The organism is Amycolatopsis sp. cmx-4-83, assembly GCF_046548815.1.
Lineage (GTDB): Bacteria > Actinomycetota > Actinomycetes > Mycobacteriales > Pseudonocardiaceae > Amycolatopsis > Amycolatopsis pretoriensis_A.
The window spans coordinates 21,776-41,528 of the sequence record NZ_JAEBEF010000005.1; the positions used below are offsets into that span (position 1 = coordinate 21,776).

Annotated in this window: 20 protein-coding genes; 11 read left to right on the forward strand and 9 right to left on the reverse strand. The window is 71.6% G+C overall.

Features of this window, described 5'->3' with window-relative positions; genetic code table 11:
• Positions 1–97: 97 nt before the first annotated feature.
• Positions 98–919 (reverse strand): cyclase family protein, encoded by an 822-nt coding sequence (locus ACLJQM_RS15845; RefSeq protein WP_410631836.1) that lies wholly within the window; start codon positions 917–919, stop codon positions 98–100.
• A 98-nt stretch (positions 920–1,017) separates the two neighbouring features.
• Here ACLJQM_RS15845 and ACLJQM_RS15850 point away from each other — a divergent pair, with 98 nt between their 5' ends.
• Positions 1,018–1,440: a DUF5709 domain-containing protein gene (locus ACLJQM_RS15850; protein ID WP_396126675.1), complete on the forward strand. Its 423-nt coding sequence runs from the start codon at positions 1,018–1,020 to the stop codon at positions 1,438–1,440.
• A 269-nt stretch (positions 1,441–1,709) separates the two neighbouring features.
• Positions 1,710–4,460, forward strand: a complete 2,751-nt coding sequence (locus ACLJQM_RS15855; RefSeq protein ID WP_410631837.1) for a BTAD domain-containing putative transcriptional regulator — start codon at positions 1,710–1,712, stop codon at positions 4,458–4,460.
• Between the two features lie 822 nt (positions 4,461–5,282).
• Here ACLJQM_RS15855 and ACLJQM_RS15860 read toward each other — a convergent pair.
• Entirely contained in the window at positions 5,283–5,651 is a 369-nt protein-coding gene (locus ACLJQM_RS15860; protein WP_410631838.1) for a MerR family transcriptional regulator, read from the reverse strand.
• A gap of 54 nt (positions 5,652–5,705) precedes the next feature.
• On the opposite strand from ACLJQM_RS15860, the gene ACLJQM_RS15865 reads away from it, so the two are divergent.
• Positions 5,706–6,872, forward strand: coding sequence for an MFS transporter (locus tag ACLJQM_RS15865; RefSeq protein ID WP_410631839.1), 1,167 nt, complete (start codon positions 5,706–5,708; stop codon positions 6,870–6,872).
• 45 nt (positions 6,873–6,917) lie between these two features.
• Here ACLJQM_RS15865 and ACLJQM_RS15870 read toward each other — a convergent pair whose 3' ends face one another.
• The gene (locus tag ACLJQM_RS15870) at positions 6,918–8,114 is read right to left on the reverse strand and encodes a glycoside hydrolase family 18 protein (protein ID WP_410631840.1); all 1,197 of its coding nucleotides are present in this window, start codon (positions 8,112–8,114) and stop codon (positions 6,918–6,920) included.
• Positions 8,115–8,261: 147 nt separating this feature from the next.
• Between ACLJQM_RS15870 and ACLJQM_RS15875 the strand changes: the two genes are divergently transcribed.
• Positions 8,262–8,654, forward strand: a complete 393-nt coding sequence (locus tag ACLJQM_RS15875) for a hypothetical protein (RefSeq protein ID WP_247019585.1) — start codon at positions 8,262–8,264, stop codon at positions 8,652–8,654.
• On the opposite strand, the gene ACLJQM_RS15880 is transcribed toward ACLJQM_RS15875, so the two are convergent.
• Together ACLJQM_RS15880 and ACLJQM_RS15885 are read right to left on the reverse strand one after the other, a co-directional pair.
• Entirely contained in the window at positions 8,648–9,994 is a 1,347-nt protein-coding gene (locus ACLJQM_RS15880; protein ID WP_410632180.1) for a pyridoxal phosphate-dependent decarboxylase family protein, read from the reverse strand. The genes ACLJQM_RS15875 and ACLJQM_RS15880 overlap by 7 nt on opposite strands.
• Positions 9,995–10,120: 126 nt before the next feature.
• Positions 10,121–10,705, reverse strand: a complete 585-nt coding sequence (locus ACLJQM_RS15885) for a YdeI/OmpD-associated family protein (RefSeq protein WP_410631841.1) — start codon at positions 10,703–10,705, stop codon at positions 10,121–10,123.
• 85 nt (positions 10,706–10,790) lie between these two features.
• Between ACLJQM_RS15885 and ACLJQM_RS15890 the strand changes: the two genes are divergently transcribed.
• Positions 10,791–11,324, forward strand: coding sequence for a GNAT family N-acetyltransferase (locus ACLJQM_RS15890; protein WP_247019581.1), 534 nt, complete (start codon positions 10,791–10,793; stop codon positions 11,322–11,324).
• Here ACLJQM_RS15890 and ACLJQM_RS15895 read toward each other — a convergent pair.
• Positions 11,314–11,790: a nitroreductase family deazaflavin-dependent oxidoreductase gene (locus ACLJQM_RS15895; RefSeq protein ID WP_410631842.1), complete on the reverse strand. Its 477-nt coding sequence runs from the start codon at positions 11,788–11,790 to the stop codon at positions 11,314–11,316. The two genes, ACLJQM_RS15890 and ACLJQM_RS15895, sit on opposite strands and share 11 nt — an antisense overlap.
• Before the next feature lie 42 nt (positions 11,791–11,832).
• Entirely contained in the window at positions 11,833–13,761 is a 1,929-nt protein-coding gene (locus tag ACLJQM_RS15900) for a glycosyl hydrolase family 28-related protein (RefSeq protein ID WP_410631844.1), read from the reverse strand.
• A 132-nt stretch (positions 13,762–13,893) separates the two neighbouring features.
• On the opposite strand from ACLJQM_RS15900, the gene ACLJQM_RS15905 reads away from it, so the two are divergent.
• The 5 genes from ACLJQM_RS15905 to ACLJQM_RS15925 all read left to right on the forward strand — a co-directional run bounded on the left by ACLJQM_RS15905 (position 13,894) and on the right by ACLJQM_RS15925 (position 17,116).
• A complete protein-coding gene (locus ACLJQM_RS15905; RefSeq protein ID WP_360766073.1) occupies positions 13,894–14,523 on the forward strand; it encodes a class I SAM-dependent methyltransferase in 630 nt (209 codons plus the stop codon).
• A gap of 97 nt (positions 14,524–14,620) precedes the next feature.
• Positions 14,621–15,799, forward strand: a complete 1,179-nt coding sequence (locus ACLJQM_RS15910; RefSeq protein ID WP_410631845.1) for a PucR family transcriptional regulator — start codon at positions 14,621–14,623, stop codon at positions 15,797–15,799.
• 39 nt (positions 15,800–15,838) lie between these two features.
• Complete coding sequence (locus tag ACLJQM_RS15915) at positions 15,839–16,318, forward strand: DUF2975 domain-containing protein (RefSeq protein WP_410631846.1); 480 nt, start codon at positions 15,839–15,841, stop codon at positions 16,316–16,318.
• Positions 16,318–16,524: a helix-turn-helix domain-containing protein gene (locus ACLJQM_RS15920; RefSeq protein WP_072476895.1), complete on the forward strand. Its 207-nt coding sequence runs from the start codon at positions 16,318–16,320 to the stop codon at positions 16,522–16,524. The genes ACLJQM_RS15915 and ACLJQM_RS15920 overlap by 1 nt, the downstream gene beginning before the upstream one ends.
• A 109-nt stretch (positions 16,525–16,633) precedes the next feature.
• Complete coding sequence (locus ACLJQM_RS15925) at positions 16,634–17,116, forward strand: DUF4234 domain-containing protein (RefSeq protein ID WP_410631847.1); 483 nt, start codon at positions 16,634–16,636, stop codon at positions 17,114–17,116.
• A gap of 3 nt (positions 17,117–17,119) precedes the next feature.
• Here the strand turns inward: ACLJQM_RS15925 and ACLJQM_RS15930 are convergent, their stop codons facing one another.
• Positions 17,120–17,629 (reverse strand): hypothetical protein, encoded by a 510-nt coding sequence (locus ACLJQM_RS15930; protein ID WP_410631848.1) that lies wholly within the window; start codon positions 17,627–17,629, stop codon positions 17,120–17,122.
• Between the two features lie 249 nt (positions 17,630–17,878).
• Here ACLJQM_RS15930 and ACLJQM_RS15935 point away from each other — a divergent pair, with 249 nt between their 5' ends.
• The gene (locus ACLJQM_RS15935) at positions 17,879–18,943 is read left to right on the forward strand and encodes a DUF3068 domain-containing protein (RefSeq protein ID WP_410631849.1); all 1,065 of its coding nucleotides are present in this window, start codon (positions 17,879–17,881) and stop codon (positions 18,941–18,943) included.
• Here ACLJQM_RS15935 and ACLJQM_RS15940 read toward each other — a convergent pair.
• Positions 18,940–19,635, reverse strand: a complete 696-nt coding sequence (locus tag ACLJQM_RS15940) for a class I SAM-dependent methyltransferase (protein ID WP_410631850.1) — start codon at positions 19,633–19,635, stop codon at positions 18,940–18,942. The genes ACLJQM_RS15935 and ACLJQM_RS15940 overlap by 4 nt on opposite strands.
• Positions 19,636–19,753 lie beyond the last annotated feature (118 nt).

Here is a 19,753-nt window from a genome sequence, read left to right on the forward strand (position 1 = left end):
GATGTCCGGCTCTCCGCCGACACGTCATGAAAGACCCTTTCACCTCGCCAGACGCGATGAACGACTCTTTCATGACGTCCGGTCCCGGGAATCCCGGCTAGCCCGCCGACACCCCCGGCGGCAGCACCCCGAAGATCGTCGCCGTCGAGCCCGCGCCCCGGCGGTTGATCGGGCCGCCCGCCAGTACCCACGCCCCCGTCGTGGGCAGCGCTTTCAGGTTGGCCAGGATCTCCAGGCTGATCCGGTGCCGCCGGTAGACCAGCTTCGACACCGTGTACGTCTCGTCGGTGCCGACGTCCGGGCTGAACGTGTCGGTGCCGGTGCCGCCGCGGCGGCCCAGCCGTCCGGTGTCGATCAGCCAGCGGACCGCGGGGATCGAGAAGCCCGGCTGGTGCAGCGCGCCGTCCGCGCCGGTGTTCGGGTAGGCCGGGGTGCCCCACTTGGCGTCCCAGCCGGTCCACAGCACCACGACGCTCTCGTCGGGGATGCGGCCGTTGCGCCGCTCCCACGCCTTGAGGTCGTCGATCGTCACCGCGTAGTCCGGGTTGTGTGCCGCCTTCGCTCTTACGTCGATCTTGACGGCGGGCCGGAACAGATCCCCGGGGTCCATGTCGTCGGCCAGCGGCTCGCCGGTGGTGAAGTGGCCGGGCGCGCCCCAGTGCGTGCCGGTGTGCTCGCCTTCGCGGACGAACTGCAGGTAGTAGCCGTCGTCGGGGATCGTGGCGATGGTTTCCAGCTCGAAGGCCGGGTCGCCGGGGAAGACGTTGGTCGTCGCCGGGTCGTTGACGTGCGAGAGGCTGACCAGGTTCAGCTGGTCGAGGCGCACCGGCGGGGTCGCCGCCTGCGCCGTCCGCCCGGTCAGCGCGGTACCGAACACCCCGGCCAGCCCCGCGGCCAGCACCCTGCGTCTCATCGGCATGGGGATCACCTTTCCCACCAGTGCCGCCCGTGCGGCGGCTCGCACGGTGATATCACCCAGGCTCGGCGCGGCCAAGGAGTTGCGCGAGGATGGACGGCATGGACGACTCCGAAGACCGCGCCGACGACGGCATCCTCGACCCCGAGGACACCTTGGACGACCGCGACGAACTGGCCGAGGGCTACTCCCCGCCGGAACGCGCGCAGGCGACCGAAGGCTGGGGCACCACCGCCCGCGAGACGGCGGAAGGCGAGAGCTGGGAAGCGCGGCTGGCGCGTGAAGTACCGGACCTGTCGTCGGACGAGGACGGCGACGGCCTCGGCGACAGCGACGACACCGACGGCGAGCTCGTGGACGACGAGGTCGGCGACGTCCGCGCGGGCCGGCTGGTCGCCACGGACGAAGGCGCCGGCGAGGACGCCGACGAAGAGCTGTACGCGTCGGACGCGGGCATCGACGGCGGCGCGGCCTCGGCCGAAGAGGCCGCCGTCCACGTGATCGACCCGTCGCGCCGCTGGTGAGGTGACGGAACGGACCCGGGGTTCGAGGGTGCCCGGGCCCGCTCCGTTCCCCCCGCCGGATCGACGGTGGCCGGTGGAGTAGCCGGCCACCACGGGGAAAGACGATCCGGCCCCGCGGCCGTGGCAGGGAACACGAACCGCCCCCTCGACGGTTCGTGCCGGCGCCACCGACTCGCTCCACGGTGCCCGACGGGCCTTGCACGAACCTTGCCCGCCGCTTGCCGGGGTCGGTTACAGTGGGCGGCCGAGCGGGCACGGGAGGGGCATCGGTGCGGTTCAGGCTGCTGGGCGAGCTCGACGTCCACACCGGCGACCGGGCGGTGGAGATCCGGCGGCCCCGCCTGCAGGGGCTGCTCATCGCGCTGCTGACCGACCTGAACAAGGTGGTGCCCGCCGACGTCCTCGCCGCGCGGATCTGGGGCGAGCGGCTGCCCGCCCAGCCGCGCAACGCCTTGTACAGCTACGTTTCCCGGCTGCGCACGGCACTCGGGGAAGCGCTCATCACGCAGCGCTCCGGCGGCTACCTGCTCTCGGCGGATCCCGACGCGGTCGACCTGCACGTCTTCCGGCGCCTGCTCGGTGAGGCCGGCGCGACCGCCGACGCCGGGGAGAAGGCCGCGCTGCTGACCCGGGCCCTGGCCCTGTGGACCGGCGAACCGTTCGGCAGCCTCGACACGCCGTGGTTCGTGAACCAGCGGGAAGCCCTCGCGAGCCGCCGCCTCGGCGCGCGGCTGGACCTCGCCGACCTCGAGCTGGACGGCGACCGCCCCGGCGAACTGGTCCCCGAGCTGGCCGCGCTGGCCGACGCCCACCCGCTGGACGAACGCGTGCGGGGCCTGCTGGTGCTCGCACTGCACCGGGCCGGCCGCCAGGGCGACGCCCTGCGCGAGTACGACCGGATCCGCCGCCTGCTGGCCGAGGAGCTCGGCACCGACCCCGGCGCGGCGCTGCGGCAGGTGCACGAACGGGTCCTGCGCGGTGACTCGCGCCCGCGCGCCGCCGCGGGGCGGCCGGTCCCGCACCAGCTGCCGGCGGCCCCGGCGACGTTCGTCGGCCGCGCCGGCCTGCTCGCGGAACTCGACCGGGCGGCGGAAACCGCCGGCCCGGTGGTGATTTCGGCGATCGGCGGCGCGGGCGGGATCGGGAAGACGTGGCTGGCGCTGCACTGGGCGTCCGGGAAGCTCGCCGAATTCCCCGACGGGCAGCTGTACGTGAACCTGCGCGGCTTCGACCCGGTCGCCGAGCCGATGCCGGTTTCGGTCGCGGTGCGCGGGTTCCTGCACGCGCTGGGCGTGGACGGCGCCGCGGTGCCGCCGGACCCGGACGCCCAGCTCGCGCTGTACCGCAGCCTGCTGGCGGGAAAGCGCGTTCTGGTCGTGCTCGACAACGCCGCCGACAGCGGGCAGGCTGCCCCGCTGCTGCCCGGCAGTCCTACCTGCCGCGTGCTGGTGACCAGCCGGAACCGGCTCGGCGGGCTGGTCGCGGCGCACGGGGCGCGGCCGGTGCCGCTGGACGTGCTGTCCGCGCGCGAGGCGCGGGAACTGCTCGACCGGCAGATCGGTCCCGGCCGGCTCGACGACGCGACGGCCGCCGAGCTGATCCGGCTCTGCGCCGGGCTGCCGCTGGCGCTGGGCATCGTGGGGGCCCGCGCGGCGACGTCACCGGAACTGCCGCCGTCGCTGCTGGCGGAGGAACTGCGCGACCAGGCGGCGCGGCTGGACGGGCTGGACGCGGGCGAAGCGGGGTTGAGCCTGCGGACGGTGTTCTCGTGGTCCCTGCGCCACCTGACGGCCGAGGCGTCGGCGTTGTTCGGCCTGCTGGCCACCGCACCCGGGCCCGACCTCGGCCTCCCCGCGGCGGCGGCGCTGGCCGGCCGGCCGCCCGCCGCGACGCGGACGGTGCTGCGCGCGTTGGAAAACGCGCACCTGCTGACGCGCACGGCGAGCGGCCACTACCGGATGCACGACCTGGTCCGGCTCTACGCGTCCGAAGAGGCGGAACGGGCGCTGCCCGCCGACGTCCGCGAGGCCGCGCTGCGGCGGGTGACCGACTTCTACCTCCAGACGTCCTGGCACGGGCACCTCGCGATCGAACCGCTCCAGACGCCGATCCCGATCGAGCCGCCGCTGCCCGGCGTCGAGCCGCAGCGGTTCACCGGCCAGGCCGAGGCGGTGCGCTGGTTCGCCGCCGAGCACGCCTGCCTGACCGCCACGACCGAGCTGGCGGCGGCGCGGGGGTGGCACACGCAGGTCTGGCAGCTGGCCTGGCTGCTCAACGAATTCCGCGCCCGCCAAGGACAGCTGCGCGAGCGCGAGGCCGCGGGCCGCCTCGCACTGGCGGCCGCCGAACAGCTCGGCGACGTCACCGCGCAGCTGATCGCGTACCGGATCCACGCCAGCGCCGGCATTTTCGCGGGCCACCCCGAAGTGGCGCTCGAGGGCCTGCCGCGCGCGCTGGCGCTGGCCGAGCGCGCGGGCGACCGCTTGCAGCAGGCGCACCTGCACTACGTCCTGGCCGGCGCGTGGGAGTACCACTCCCAGGACTACCGGGCCGAACTCGAGCAGTGCGAACGCATCTTCGAGCTGATCGAGCCGGACGACGCACCCCGCCTCTACATCCGGGCCCTCGACCTGGTCGGCTTCTGCCACCTGCAGTGGAGCGACTGGCCGGGCGCCCGCCACTGGCTCGACCGGGCCGTCGAGGTGGCCCGCGAGTACGGCGACCCGGACGGCGAAGCGCACGCGATCGGCAACTTGGGTTTCGTCGCCCTGCGCAGCGGAAACTGGGCGGAGGCCGTCGGCCACCTGGAGCGGGCGGTCGCCATCTTGACGACGATCGGCAACGAGCGCCACGCGGCGTTCTTCCTGGTGGCCCTCGGCGACAGCTATCGCCTGGTGGGCCGCGAGGACGACGCTCGCCGGGTGCTCGACGACGCGCTCGCCCGGTACCGGGCGCACCCGGAAGGCGCGCAGCTCAAGGAAGTGGAGGCGTGCTTCCTCGCCCTCGAACCGGCCGGCTGACGTCGGCCCAAGCACCCCAATGTGGCTCGTGCTGGCTCAGTACCAGCAGAGCACGCAACAAGGTGGTGGCGTGGCGGGGGTGGCAGCGGAGCTTGGTGAGGATCCGCGTTCGCCCGCTGCTGTCCCTTGGTCAACGGCCGTTTCGCCTCAGCCTCGTACGGGTCAACACGACCTGCTCACACGACCCGCCGCACCCCGCGCAGTCCCGGGTCTCGCGGACGTCTTTGTGCCAGCCGTGAAACCCCTTGCCCCCGGCCGGGGACAGACCATGCTCGTGCAGCCGCTCCCGCAACCCCATCCACCAGCACCACCGCCGCACCTCGCGCGCACAGCCGCCGCAGGACCCGGTCCAGCCGGGATGCGCGGGCGGCGAGCAACCTGATGACTTCCGGCACCCAGCGTCGCACCGTGCTGGCCGAGATCCCCTGACCGCCGCCGATGTCAGCCAGTCACTGGTCGTGGCGCAGCACCGCCAGCACCACCAGTGCCTGCTCCGCGGGGGTGGCTTTGCGCCACCGGGACCGCACCTGCCGCCGTCGGGTGCGGATCAGGTCGGCGACCATCTGGAGGTTCCGACGAGAGAGAGCGGGAGGGTGACCTGGTAAGAAATGGGGTCGAGGCCCTCGGCGGGTTGTTGACTCACATCTCGATCTTGCCGAGGGCTTCGCCTGTGTCAGGGGCACCACGCTGGTCCCGGGGTCACTTCCTTGCCGGGCCAGCCAACCAGCCCGGCCAGACTGCTCTCACCAGTACAAACCACGATGAAAAAAGCCCATTGGGGCGCTTGCCCGGCCGCGGTCACCGGACCTAGGACGCGCGGCGCTAAGCGCGGTTGTACTCGCGGACCGCGTCGAGGTACCCGGAAATCGCGTCCCGGTTGCGCAGCAAGCACTCCGCGCGCCGTGCCATCCGGTCGCGCTCCGCCTCCAGCGTCGCCAGCATCTCCGGCGTGGCGTCCGGGAAATAGATCGCCCGCGGCTTGTCCAGGCACGGCAGGATCTGCTTGATGATCCGCGTCGGCAACCCGGCGTCGAGCAGCCCGCGCACCTGGATCACCCGGTCGACCGTCGGCTCGTCGTAATCCCGGTAGCCGTTCGCCCCGCGGGAAGCGATGATCAGTCCCTGCTCCTCGTAGTACCGGAGCAGCCGGCGTGCGGTGCCGGTGCGTTCCGCCAGCTCGCCGATCCGCATGTGCGCCACCTCACGTAGACCTTCACACGTATGTGAAGGTTCGAGCATAGCCGCATGACGATCTCCCGCAGCCGGACGGCGACGCCGGCCCTCCTCGCGTTGACCACCGCCGCGTTCGTCACCGTGCTCACCGAGGCGCTGCCCGCCGGGGTGCTGCCCGGGATGAGCGCCGGGCTCGGCGTCGGCGCGGCCGCCGCCGGGCAGGCCGTGACGATCTACGCGCTCGGCACCGCGCTCACCGCGATCCCGCTCGCCGCGGCCACCGCGGCCTGGCCCCGCAAGCGTTTGCTGCTCGCCGGCGTCGCCGGGTTCGCCGTGGCCAACACCGTGACGACGCTGTCGGCGGACTACGCGCTGACGATGGTGGCGCGATTCGTCGCCGGGATCGCCGCGGGCGTGGTCTGGGCGCTGCTCGCCGGGTACGCGCGCCGGCTCGTCCCGGACCGCCAGGGCAAAGCGATCGCGGTCGTGATGGCGGGCATCCCGCTGGCGCTGTCGCTCGGCATTCCCGCGGGCACGTTCCTCGGCGACCTGCTCGGCTGGCGCTGGGCTTTCGGCGTCATGTCGGCGATCGCGGCCGTGCTGCTGGCCTGGATCGCCGCGCGGGTCCCGGACCAGCCCGGGCAGGCGGGCGGCCGGTTCCCGGTCCGGCGCACGCTCACCGTGCCGGGCGTGGCACCGGTGCTCGCCGTGACGCTCGTGTTCGTCCTGGCGCACACCGTGCTCTACACCTACATCGCGACCTTCCTGGCCCACGCCGGGCTGGGCGGCGCCGTCGACGTCGTCCTGCTGGTGTTCGGCGTCGCGTCGATGGCGGGCATCGGGGTCGTCGGCGCGCTGATCGACCGCGCCCTGCGCACCCTGACGGTCCTCAGCACGATCCTGGTCGCCGTGGCGGCCACGGTGCTGGCGACGTTCTCGGGTAGCCCGGCGCTCGTCTACGTCGCCGTGGCGCTGTGGGGACTCGGCTGGGGCGGCGTCCCGACGTTGCTCCAGACGGCGGCGGGGAACGCGGGCGGCGAGGCGGCGGACAACGCGCAGGCCATGCTCGTCACGCTGTGGAACGCGGCGATGGCCGCGGGCGGGGTGGCCGGCGGCGTCCTGCTCGACGCCGCCGGGCCTTCATCGTTCCCCTGGACGCTGCTCGTGCTCCTGCTGCCGGTGCTGGCCGTGGTGCTCGGCGCCCGGCGGCACGGATTCCCTTCCCGCACAGCGTCCTGAGTGGACGAAGGGCCCGGACGCGTTCGCGCCCGGGCCCTCCAGCTTTCAGCAGCGGCCCGCGATGGCCCGCAGCAGTTCCGCGTTCGCGGTGTCACCGGACAGCTCCCAGGCGAACATCCCGCCGAGCCCTTGGGACTTCGCGTAGCCCGCCTTGGCCGAGGCCGTCTCGGGCGTGTCGTAGCTCCACCACTGCGAACCGCACTTCGCGTACGCCGTACCGGCGACCTTGCCGTTGGCCGGGCACGTCGTCTTGAGGACCTTGTAGTCCTCGACGCCCGCTTCGTACGTGCCCGGCGCCGGGCCGGTGGCGGTGCCGCCGGGCTGCTTCTGCGTGACGCCGTCCCAGCCGCGGCCGTAGAAACCGAGGCCGAGCAGCATCTTCGACGACGGCACGCCCTGGTGGCGCAGCTTCTGGATGGCGGCGTCGGCGTAGTACCCGGCGTGCGGGAGGCCCGGGTAGGACCGCAGCGGCGAGTGCGGCGCGGTGGGCCCGGCCGGGCTGCCGCCCGCGACGAAGTAGTCGTAGGTCATCACGTTGTACCAGTCGAGGTACCGGCTCGCGCTGCCGTAGTCGGTGGCGTCGATCTTGCCGTTCTTCGAGCCGTCCGCGGTGATGGCGGCGGTGACGAGCTGCAGGTGCCCGAACTTCGCGCGCAGCGCCTTGACCAGTTCGGTGAACGCCTTGGGCCCGCTGGTGTCGCAGGTGTCGCCGCAGGCGTTGGGGTACTCCCAGTCGATGTCGATGCCGTCGAAGACGCCCGCCCAGCGCGGGTCGTTGACGAGGTTGTAGCAGGACTCGGCGAACGCGGCGGGGTTCTTCGCGGCCTCGGGGAAGCCGGCCGACCAGGTCCAGCCGCCGAAGGACCACAGCACCTTGAGCTTCGGGTGCAGCTTCTTCAGCTCGAGGATCTGGTTGAAGCTGCCGTGCAGCGTGCCGCTGTCGGCCTGGCCGCTGACGCTCGTGGCGGCGTCGTAGGGCATGTCGTGGTCGGCCCACGGGTCGCCGACGGCGCAGCCGCCGCCCGTGACGTTGCCGAACGCGTAGTTGATGTGGGTCAGCTTCGCGGCCGAACCGGACGTCTCGATGTCCTTGACGTGGTAGTTGCGCGCGTAGACGTCCCAGTCGGCGAAGTAGGCCATCACCTTGCCCTGGGACGGCCCGGCCTCGGCCGGTGGAGCGATGACGGCGGCACCGGCCAGTGCAAGCGCGACAGTGGCGATGCTCTTTTTCATACGGTGCACGAAAATCTCCTTCGGCGAACCGCCCGTGCGGATCCGGTGAGGCTAACAGGTCCAGACCACTGCGGACCAGGGCCAAACGTTGGGGTCAAAGGGTTTCCCGGTGCCCCCGCAGCCGGGTGCGGATTCACGGCGTGCGATGATCGGCGGATGACCGAGTTCGGCTGCGCGCGCTGCTCGGGCGCCGACGCCCTCACCGCGCTGGCGTTCTGCACGACCCGCCTGCGCGAAACCCACCGGTTGGTCCAGCGGTCGCATTTCGGCGTTTCGCTGCGCGAATGCCCGGAATGCGGCCAGGCGTTCGCCGCGATCTTCACGGAATTCGTGGACTGGAAGGGCGGTGAGGACGCGCAGTACTTCGACTTCGTCCCGATCACGGCCACCGAGGTGACGTCGCTGGCGGCGCAGGGGTCCCGCGTGGACCTCGCGGAACTCGGCGCGCTCGGCAGCGTCCGGCGTCGGCTTTCCTCGAGCTGGCCGACCGGCGAGGAGAAGCGGATCGGCTGGCGGACGGACTCCCTTTCGGTGCGCGAAGGCTACTGAACGCGGCCGGCCAGGCGGAGGATCGCGGCGGCCGAGCGGTCGACGTCGGCCTCGGTCGTCGACCAGTTGGAGACCGAGATCCGCAGGTAGCGGCGGCCGCGCCAGGTGGTGCCGCCGATCCAGCACGTGCCGTCGTCCTGGATCCGCCGGACGAGGTCATCGGTTCCCTCCCCGAAGGACACCAGGACCTGGTTGAGCACGACGTCGTTGGCGATCGCGGCCCCGCCGTCCGCGAGCTTCCCGGCGAACCGGCGCGCGAGCCGGCAGCAGCGGTCGATGAGCTCGGCGACGCCGTCGCGGCCCAGTTCGCGCAGCGCCGCCCAGACCGCGAAGCCCCGAGCGCGGCGTGAGGATTCGAGGGTCAGGTCGCCCATGCCGGCGAGTTCGCCGGCGCCGGCGAGGTACGCGGCGCGGTAGGCGATCGTTTCGGCGTGGACGTCCGGCCGGGCGCAGAAGACGAACCCCGAGTCGTAGGGGACGTTGAGCCACTTGTGCCCGTCGCAGGCCCAGGAGTCGGCGAGCTCGACGCCGTCGAGCAGCGGGGCGGTGGCCGGGTTCGCCGCGGCCCAGAGCCCGAAGGCGCCGTCGACGTGCACCCAGGCCCGGTGGGCGCGCGCGGCTTCGCAGGCGGCGCGCAGGTCGTCGCAGGCCCCCGTGTTGACGTTGCCCGCCTGGAGGCAGACGATCGCGGGCCCGCTCCCGGCGGCGAGCGTCCGTTCCAGAGCGGCGACATCGATGGCGCCCTGGCTCCCGGCGGCCACCGGCTCGACGGCGCTGGTGCCGAAACCGAGCAGCCGCAGCGCGCGGTCGATGGTGGCGTGCCGTTCTTCGCTCGCGACGATCCGGACGCGCGGCGCACCGGCGAGCCCGTCGCGCTCGACGTCCCAGCCGGCTTCGGCGAGAACGTGGTGCCGCGCGGCCGCGAGCCCGACGGTGTTCGCCGCCTGGCCGCCGGTGACGAACCCGGCGGACGCGGTCGCGGGGATGCCGAGCAGGTCCTTGAGCCACCGCCCGGCGGTCTCTTCCGCGGCCGCGGCGGCCGGCGAGAGGACGGCGTTGAAGGCGTTCTGGTCCCACCCGGCGGCGAGGACGTCGGCCGCGGTGGCGGCGGGAAGCGCGCCCCCGAAGACGAACCCGAAGAACCGCGGCCCGGCGGTGGCGACGAGCCCGGGTTCGGCGGCGCGGGCGAGCTCTTCGAGCACTTCGGACGGTGGGGCCGGGTCCTTCGGGAGCGGGCCGCCGAAGCCCGCGGGGGTTGCGGCGGTCGCGACCGGTCGTTCCGGGAGGCTCGCGCGGTAGTCGGCGGCCAGCTCGGCGGCGCGGGTGAGGAGGGTGCGCATCTCGTCCACGCGCCCGACTGTAGGCCGGTCGGGGCGAGCGGGCCGCCGGTTTCCGGCCGCGCCGGGCTCGGGCGTGCGGCTCGCCATCGCGCTCAGGCCGGCAGCGCGCCGGGTTCGCGCTCGCTGCTAGGCCGCCTTCGGGTGGGCGGCCCGGCGGTTCTCCCTGGCCAGCTCCACCGTCTCCACGATCCGCCGTTGCCGCGTCTCGGGTCGCTTCGCCCGCGCGATCCACTCCAGGATCAACCGCCGCGACGAAGGCGGAAACCCTTCGAAGCACCGCCAAGCCACCCGCTCCCCCTCGAACGCCCGGCGCAGGTCCGGCGGCACCACACCGTCCTGGGCCTCGGCGAGCACGTCCCAGGTCCCCGTCCGCCGGGCCAGGTCGACCGTCTCCTGCCCCGTCGGCGTCATCGAGCCCGCCGCCGTCAGCCGTTCCACGCGCTCGCGGTTCACCCGGCTCCACGTGCTCCGCGGCTTCCGCGGCGTGAAGCAGAGGTACGTGCTCTCCGCGTCGCACCGGAGCGCCTTGCTGTCGATCCACCCGAAGCACAGCGCCTGCTCCATCGCCTCGTGCACCAGGACGCCCGGCACCCGGCTGTGCTTGCGCCGGATCACCAGCCACACCGACGGGACCGACGCCGTGGCCAGCCAGTCGCGCCAGTCCGCCACCGACGTGACCTCCACCACCGCGACACCTTCGATTTGCTCCATGCCCACATCATCGGCATCAAACTGTTCACCTTCTGAGCACTTTGCCGCGGGAACAATCCCGGCCTTCCCGGCGTAGCGTCCTGGTATGGAGACCCCGCTGAACACCGACCGGCTCGTGATCCGGGACTGGACGGTGGACGACGCCGAGGCCGCGTTCGCCGTCTACGGCGCGGAGGACGTCACGCACTGGCTGACCCCGGCCATGGACCGCGTCGGGGACATCGGCGCGATGCGCGCGGTGCTGCACGCCTGGCAGGAGGCGCAGCCGAACCTGCCGCCGCCGCGGGGCCGCTGGGCGATCGAGCGCAAAGAGGACGGTGCCGTGATCGGCGGCCTCGGCATCCGGTTGCTGCCGCCGTTCGAAGAGGACCTCGAACTGTCCTGGCAGCTCAGCCCCGGCGTCTGGGGCCAGGGTTACGCGTCCGAAGCGGCGACCGCGCTCATCGAGTGGGCCTTCACCCAGGACACCGAAGAGCTCTTCGCGGTCGCGCGGCCGAACAACACGCGGGCGATCGCCGTCGCCAAGCGGCTCGGCATGCAGTGGGTCGGCGAGACCGACAAGTACTACAACCTGCGGCTCCAGGTGTACCGGATCCGGCAGACCGACCTCATCGACTGACCGGCTCCAGCAGGAAGACGCGGATCTCGCGGTGCTCGGCCCGCACGGCGTACCGGTCGTACGCGGGCCAGTACGCGGCGACGGCGGCCCACATCTCCTGGCGCTCGTCACCGGTCAGGAGCCGCCCGGTGACTTCGACGGTCCGGCCGTGCACCGCGACCGTCGCCGCCGGGTGCGCCAGGAGGTTCGCCGACCACGCCGGGTGGGCCTCGCCGCCCCAGTTCGAGCCGATCACGACGTAACCGCCGTCCCGCTCGACGTACAGCAGCGGCACCTGCCGCGGCTCACCGCTGCGGCGGCCGACGGTGGTGAGCAGCAACGTCCGCAATCCGACCGCCGCGCCGACGCCGACCCGGCCGCCGCTGACCCGCAGCAGCACCCGGTCGGCCGGCACGAGCGCCCGCCCCAGCACCGCAAAGGCCTTGCTCTTCCCGAACCCCGCGAACACCCCGCGCCAACCAGCCACGGTCGACGACCCTAGTGCACGCTCGCCCGCCGCTGCCGGACCTCACCACCGTGCCGGGGCCGGCGGTGGCACGACCGGCGGGCGGTCGTCGCAGGTGATCGTGTTCGGCAGGAGCCACGGCGCCAGCCAGCCGCCGTCGTTGCCGCCGAGGTCCGTCAGCGAGAACTCCGAGCCCGTCGGCGGGAAGCTGAAAGACCCGCAGTTGTTCACCCCCACCGCACCGACGTTGCGCGCGTCGACGTTCCGGAACGACGCCGACCCCGCCGACCGCGCGCTCAGCACCGACGTCCCGGCGCCGTCGACCCGCAGGTCCGCGAACGCCAGCCCGGTGATCGAGTACTTGTCCTTCACCGGGAAGTCGCTGACCAGCATGATCGCGTTGTAGGTGTTGTCGAGGAAGTGGTCGCCGGTCACCTCGACGTCCGCGGCAATGTCCTTTTCCAGCGCGTAGAACCAGATCGCGCCCAGCCCGATCTTCCAGTTCAGCTCGAACGTCCCGGCCCGCACGGTCGTGTTGCCCGCGATCCGCAGCGTCCCGCCGAAGGGCTCGGCGCCGAACCGCGAGCCCACCTGGATCGCGCTGCCCTCGCGGATCGGGTCCGCCACCAGGTTGCCCGAGACCGTGTTGTCCACGCCGCCGTAGAGCGCGATCCCGTTGGCCAGCACCGGGGTCTGGACGGTGTTGTGGTCGAACGCGTTGCGCGCGTCCTGGATCTTCTCCGACCACATCGCCAGCCCGTCGTCGCCGGTGTTGCGGACGAAGTTGTTCGCCACCACCGAATCCGTGACTCCCGTGTGGAAGTTCAGCCCGTCGGCGATCTGGTCGGCGATCACGGAATTCGTCAGCCGGAAGCGGCTCATCGGGCCGTCGAACCAGAGACCGACCTTCGTGTGGTGCAGGTACACCGAGTCCACAGTGGACTCACTGAGCGCGCCGCCGATCGCGTTGACCTGGTCGGTGTCGACGCGTTCCCGGACGTCGCCTTCGACCGCGAAGCCGGAGAGGTGGACGTTGCGGCTGCCCCCGGCGGCGGCCTCTTCGCCGTAGACGCCGACGCCGTGGCCCTTGAGGATCGTGTACCAGCTGCCCGCACCTTCGATCGTGACGTCGTCGACGATGACGTGCCGGTCGACCTGGTAAGTGCCCGGTGGCAGATAGACCTTCAAGTGGGCGCGGCGCGCGAAGGCGATGGCGCGGTCGAGGGCGTCGGCCGAGTCGCGGCGGCCGGTCGGGTCGGCACCGAAGAGCAAAGCGTTGGCCGCGAAGGGAACCACGCGGGGCGGTGCCACCTGCTCGGAGTCGAGCAGGTCGACGACCGTCCACGCGGCACCGGCCGAGGCAGTCAGGCGCACCTTGTCCCCCGCCCGGTACGACCGGCCGAGCAGGAGCCGCTGCTCGTCGTAGAAGTGGCTGGGGCGGAACGGTTTCGCGAGCACCGGCGCCGGCGTGGTCGCCGACGGCACGCACCCGCACTCGGTGATCCACCAGTCCGGGTGCAGCAGGTCCGCGTCCGGGTCGTTGCTGAACGGGTACTGGTTGTACAGCCACGAATACTGCGAAGTCAGCGTCATCCGCTGCCCGTGGCCGCCGTTCACCGCGACGTCGAGGGGCGCGGTGACGCCGCCGCCGCGCGGGGCGTCGGGAATGCTGTAGCGGACGGTGATCGCGTTCGCCGCGGCGGGCAGCGTAAACTCGACGTACTGCCCCGGCGCCAGCCGGACGGCCCGCCGCCCGGACGCCTCCGAGGGCAGCGTGTACGCCGTGCGGTCCGGGCCGATCACGACGCCGTCGGTGCGCGCGTTCTCCGCTTCCTGCTCCAGGAAACCGACGGCGGCGCCGCGCCCCGCGACCAGCGCAGGGTCGAGCGCCGCGCGCGTCACGACCGGCCGGTCGGCGGCGGCCGCCGGTGCGGCCACCGAGACGAGAGCGGTGACCGCGACGAGCGCGGCTCCGAAGGTGCGTCGCGACATCCAGGGCCTCGTTTCGCCGGAGGGACTGCGGCGGAAGATTAGGCGACGCTCGCGCATCAAACAAGACTCTGCCGGTAACTTGCAAGAAGAAGTCGATTCCTTGCGCAAGGTTTCTTCTGGCAGAGTTCTCCCATGACTCGCCCCGAATCCGCCGCCGAGGTCTTCGACGCGCTCGGCACGGACTACGAACACGCGTTCCGGAACCTGGCCGAGCAGCGGGCCGCGCTCACCGCGCTCGCCGAGCGGCTGCCCGCGGGAGCACGGGTGCTCGACCTCGGCTCGGGCACCGGCCGCCCGGTCGCCGAACAGCTCGCCGCGGCCGGCTGCGCGGTGACCGGCTACGACGTCGCGCCGAAGATGGTCGAGATCGCGCGCGCCCAGGTCCCCGCCGCGCGATTCGAGCTCGGCGACATGCGCGGACTGTCCTTCGAGGACGGCAGCTGGGACGCGATCACGGCGTTCTTCTCGATGCTGCAACTCCCCCGCGCCGACCAGGAAACCATGCTCGGCCGGCTGGCGCGCTGGCTGAAGCCCGGCGGCCTGCTGGTGTTCGCGACCGTGCCGGCCGACGTCGACGGCGTCGACATCGTCTTCATGGGCCACCCGGTCCGCGCGAGCAGTTTCGCGGCGGACGCGCTGGCCGAGCGGCTCCGCGCGGCCGGGCTGGAGATCGTCCGCGAGGAGCAGGCGCTGTTCGTGCCCGACCACCCGGACGCCGGCCCGGAGCCGCACGTCTACCTCACCGCGCGCAAGCCGGCCTGAGCTCCGTCAAGTACCCACCGGCAAGATCACCCGGCGGATATGAATTTTGCTCAAGTTCGTGCGTATCCAGGGCGGGGGACCCGAGCTAAAGTGAGGGATGGGCATCGAAGCTCTGGCCAGGCCGGTACCTCGCGAGCACCGCGAGCTGGTGCGCGAGATGCTGACCAGGCTGCCGGAGTTCGCCGATCGGCTGGCCCGCCTGCTCAGCGAAGAGGACGAGTTCTACCGCCAGGTGGAGCACGTCGCGCCCGGTGAGCTGCGCCAGGTCTGCCGGGCCAACCTCGAACGAGCGCTGACCGCGCTGGCCGAGGGCCGCGGCCTCGCCCTCGACGCCGCCCGCAAGACCGGGCTCGTCCAGGCGCGCCAAGGCATCCCGCTGCCCGCGGTGCTGCGCGCGTTCCGCATCGGCGGCACCTTCGTCTACGAGGGCCTGCTCGAGCTCGCCGGCCCGGACTTCCTCAACCCGACCCGGACGATCGAGATCAACTCCTACGTCTGGAAGGCGATCGACCTCTACTCCGACGCGCTGACCACGGCGTACGAAGAGGTCGCGGCCGAGCCGTCGCACGCGAACGCGCGGCTGCTCGACGACCTGCTGCGCGGCCGGCTCGTGAGCCAGACCGAGATGGAGGCGGCCGCGCGCGAGCTGGGCCTGCCGACCGCGGGGATGTTCGTCGCGGTGGTCACCGAACGCGTCGAGCCGGAGGAGCAGGACTCCGTCGAAGCGCTGCTGCGCGCGCGCCGCTGGCGGTCGGCGTGGCGGCCCGGTGGCGAGGCGGGCCTGGTCGCGATCGACCGGATCGAGGACGTCCGGCGGCTGCGCGAAGTGCTGGGCTCGCTGCCGGTGGCGGCCGGGATGAGCCGTCCGTTCAGCGGGTTCCCCGACGTCCCGGACGCACTGCACCGCGCCCGGATCGCCCGCCGCTCACTGCCGTCGGCGACCGCGGGCGTGGTGGTGTTCGGCGATTCGCCGGTGACCACGCTGGTGGCCGCGGCCCCGGGGATGGCCCGCGACGTCGTCCGCTCCGCGCTGGCCGGGGTGCTCACCCTGCCGGGCGCGGAACGCAAGGTCCTGCTCGACACGCTGCTCGCGTGGTTCGCCGGCCACGGCTCGGCGAAGGAGGCCGCGGACCGCCTGTTCGTGCACCCCAACACGGTCCGCTACCGCTTGCGGAGGGTGCAGGAGCTGACCAAGCGCGACCTCACCGACCCGGTCGACATCGGCGAGCTGTACGTCGCCCTGGAGTCGGTGCGGCTGGACCCGGAGCTCGACTGATCGATTGACTTTCGATAGAAATCAAGCGATAGTCGTCGCATGGTTACCGAGAAGTGGGCTGTTGCCGCGCTCAGAGTGTTTTTGGTGGTGCTCTTCGCCGTCCTCGTGGTGTTCCAGACGATGTCGCTGCCGGGCGGGATCGCCTACAACACGTCGCAGAATCCCCACGACGCAAACCTGCGCTGGCCGCTGACCGCCATCGCGGTGTTCCTCGTGCTGTGCGTCGAGGTGGTCCTGGTCGCGACCTGGAAGCTGCTCACCTTGGTCAAAAAGGACCGGATCTTCACCACCGCGTCGCTGCGGTGGGTCGACGTGATCGTCTGGGCGGTGGCCGCGGCGTGGCTGGTGTTCGCCGGCATGCTGCTCTTCGTCGGCTTCAACGCCGACGACCCGGGGATGCCGATGCTGCTGTTCCTGGTGACCGTCGCGATCACGGTGTTCTGGCTCCTGATGGTGGTGATGCGCGCCTTGCTGCGCCAAGCCACCGCGCTCCGCTCGGACATGGAAGCGGTCATCTGATGCCGATCGTCGTGCGCATCGACGTCGAACTGGCCAAGCGGAAGATGAGCGTCGGGGAATTCGCCGAAAAGGTCGGGCTGACGCCGGCGAACGTCGCGGTGCTGAAGAACGGGCGCGCGAAAGCCGTGCGGTTCAGCACGCTGGAAGCGATGTGCCGGGTCCTCGGTTGCCAGCCCGGCGATCTCCTGGAGTGGGTGGACGACTGAAGCATTTCGATTTCCTCGCCGGCGTAACAAGCTTCTCCCGCGCCGCGAATAGGGAGGGCAGCACCGCCCGGAGCGCTCGATCCGAGCGCCGAAAAGCGAGGAATTCACCATGACCGAACCCGTATCGGCGAATTACACCGGAATCGCCGCGCCGAGCACCCACCCCGCGGCACTGGTCGGCACCAGGCCGGTGGCGAACGGGCTGGCGATGAAGTACCGCCACCCCGTCCTGGTCTGGCTGCTGTGGCCGATGCTCACCTTCGGCATCTACCACTACGTCTGGTACTACAAGATCCACCGGGAAATGGCCGGATTCGACCGCAGGCGAACGGTCCCGACCGCCGGTCCGCTGCTGGTCATCCTGTTCCTCGGCTGGACGTTCGTCGCCCCGATGGTCAGCTACTACAACACGGGCGTCCGCATCCGCGCCGCCCAGCGCGCGGCCGGGCTGCGGGAATCGTGCTCACCGGGAATCGGCTGCGTCCTGATGCTGTTCATCGGCCTCGGCGTGCTCTACCACCAAATCGAACTCGGCAAGATCACGGCCGCCTACGAGGTGCCGGCCGGCACGCAGATCTCCCTTTGCGGCTGACGCTCAAGCCGCGTCGGCTTCCACCAATCTCGCCAATTCCAGCAGCGTTCCCTCGAATCCCGGGCCGGCGGTGAGCTCCACCGTGAGCGGGCTCCCGCGCCGGTCCGTGCCCACCGGGAGGGCGACCGCCGGTTCCGTCCACTGGGGACGGTTCGGGGCGGCCGAGACGACCACGTCCGGCCGCACGGCTCCGCGGCGGCGGCCAGCTGCGTCGAGGTCGAGGACCACGTTGCCGTGCAACGAAAGCAGGGCGGCGACGTCGGCCACCGCGTCCCGCAGCTCGCGGTCGGCGATCGAGTCCGAGTGCGCGCCGATCGCCGCGCGGGAGGGCTCGGCGCCCAGTCTCGGGACCAGGCGGGCGAGGTCGCCGGGGGCGCACGTGAGCACGCGGACGCCCGGCACGCCGGCCAGTGGGTCGGTGATGGTGATGCCCGCGCTCGCGGCCGCCGCCACGATCCGGGCCCGCCAGCGCGCGGTGGCCGCGATGGCGACCATCGATGGGTCCTGCGACAACAGGGAGTTTCTCCTTCGCTCTCCGGCGCGGCGGATACGGATCGTCCGATGGTGGGGCCGTGCCCGTTGTGCCCGGGAACAAACATGTTTGGTCGCTTGGTCCGAACGGGGGTGCCCATGCCCCCTTCCGGTCGCACGCGGTAGCTGTGACCGCCGGTCACACTTTGACGCGCGACGTGGCGCGGGCCACTATCCGTGCACTGATTACCGCCGGGTAATTTGTGTCCGGAGTACGACCCTGGAGGACCGTTGCGACGAGCTTTCGGCCTGATTTTGCTGGCACTGGGGGTGTTCGCGGTCGCGGGCGCGGTGCTCCTGCCGTCCTACGTGTACCCGAAACTCGCCAAGGTGCCACTGGACCAGGACTCGACGTCGGTACTCGAGGGCACCGCGAGCAAAGTCCTCGCCGTCACCGACAAGGGTCAGGGCCCGGTCACCGAGATCCGCGAGAACGCCAAGCTGACCGCGGTCGCCCACGTGCAGGCGAACTTCGCCACGCCGGAGATGCGCCAGGACACCGATTACGCGGTCTGGCTGCTCGCGGTGCGGGTCACCGACGACGCCGACGACACCGTCGTCAGCGCGAGCAAGCGGCAGGTCTGCTTCGACCGGCGCACCGGGGAAGGCTACGACCCGCGCGGGGAAACCGATCCGCCGTGCGACGCCAAGAGCAGCTTCGTCGTCGAGCTCAAGGACAAGGCGGACAAGGACGGCGAGACGCCGGCGGAGACCAACGACTACAAGGCGCAGCCCGGGCTGAACTTCAAGTTCCCCTTCGGCGCCGAGCAGAAGGACTACCAGGTCTACGACGACAACACCGGTGCGGCCGTCACCGCCCGGTACACCGGCACCGAGACGGTGAACGGGATCGAGACCTACAAGTTCGTCCAGGACATCCCCGACACGAAGATCGCGACGAAGCAGGTGCCCGGCTCGCTCGTCGGTTCCACCCAGCCGACCGCCGACGCCGAGCTCTACTACCGCGGCGTCAACACGATGTGGGTCGAGCCGGTGACCGGGATCCAGGTCAAGCAGCAGCAACAGCAGCACCAGGAACTGCGCACCGGCACCACGACCCCGACCGTCGTCTTCGACGGGACGCTGGCCTACAACGGCAAGACCATCTCGCAGATGGTGGACCAGGTGAACGCGAACAAGGGCAGGCTGGAGTTCCTCTCGAGCACCGGCCCGCTCTGGCTCGGGATCGCGGGCGGCGTGCTGATCATCGTCGCGATCGTCCTGCTGCTCCGCCGCCGCCCGGCCGAGCCACCCGCGCCGCCGCGCCGGCGTCAGGTGGCCTTCGCCCGCACCTAACGCTTTCTCAGCACCAGGACCAGATTCCACGAAGCGATTTCGCGGAGGCCGGGAATCCGCACTACCCCCACCGCCCAGCCCGGGTGGTAGCGCGGGTACCCGGCCACCAGATCGGCGAGCGGCGTCGTTTTCGCCCAGCGGAGCGCGGCGCCGACGGAAACCGGGAACAGGCTTTCCCCGAATTTGTTCTTGGGCTGCTTCCCGAGTTTCCGCGCATAACGCCGCCGGGCGTAGTGCCCGCCGAGGAAGTGCCACGGCGCGGTCTCGTGCCCACCCCACGGTGAATACCACGGGGTGAACGACGCGAAGACCGTGCCGCCGGGTTTGGTCACGCGGCACATCTCGCCGAGCATGACCCACGGCTCGGCGACGTGCTCCAGCACGTTGGAGGAGTAGCAGACGTCCACGGATCCGGTGCGCACGGGCAATTCCGTGCCGCTGGCGCGGATCATGTTCTCCCCCGGCTCGCCGCGCGCGGACAGCTCGCCGACGTCCGGGTCGAGGCCGAGGTAGACCGCGCCGGCCGCGCGGAAGGCGTCGGAGAAATAGCCCGGCCCGCCGCCGACGTCGAGCACCGTGCGCCCGGACAACGGCGCGTGGGACGCCAATTGCCGGACGGAGTCGGCGGCGAGCGTGGAATAGAAGCCGTCAGGATCGGTCTGCTCGGTGAGGAACGCCCGGAACAGCGTCACGGAACGACCGAGCGTGGCGCGATGGGGTTGTGCCGTCGCGGAGAGCACCGGATTACCTACCATTGAACCGTCGCTTTCCCGAATACGTTCATCTACTGTGTACGCACCAGTAACCTAG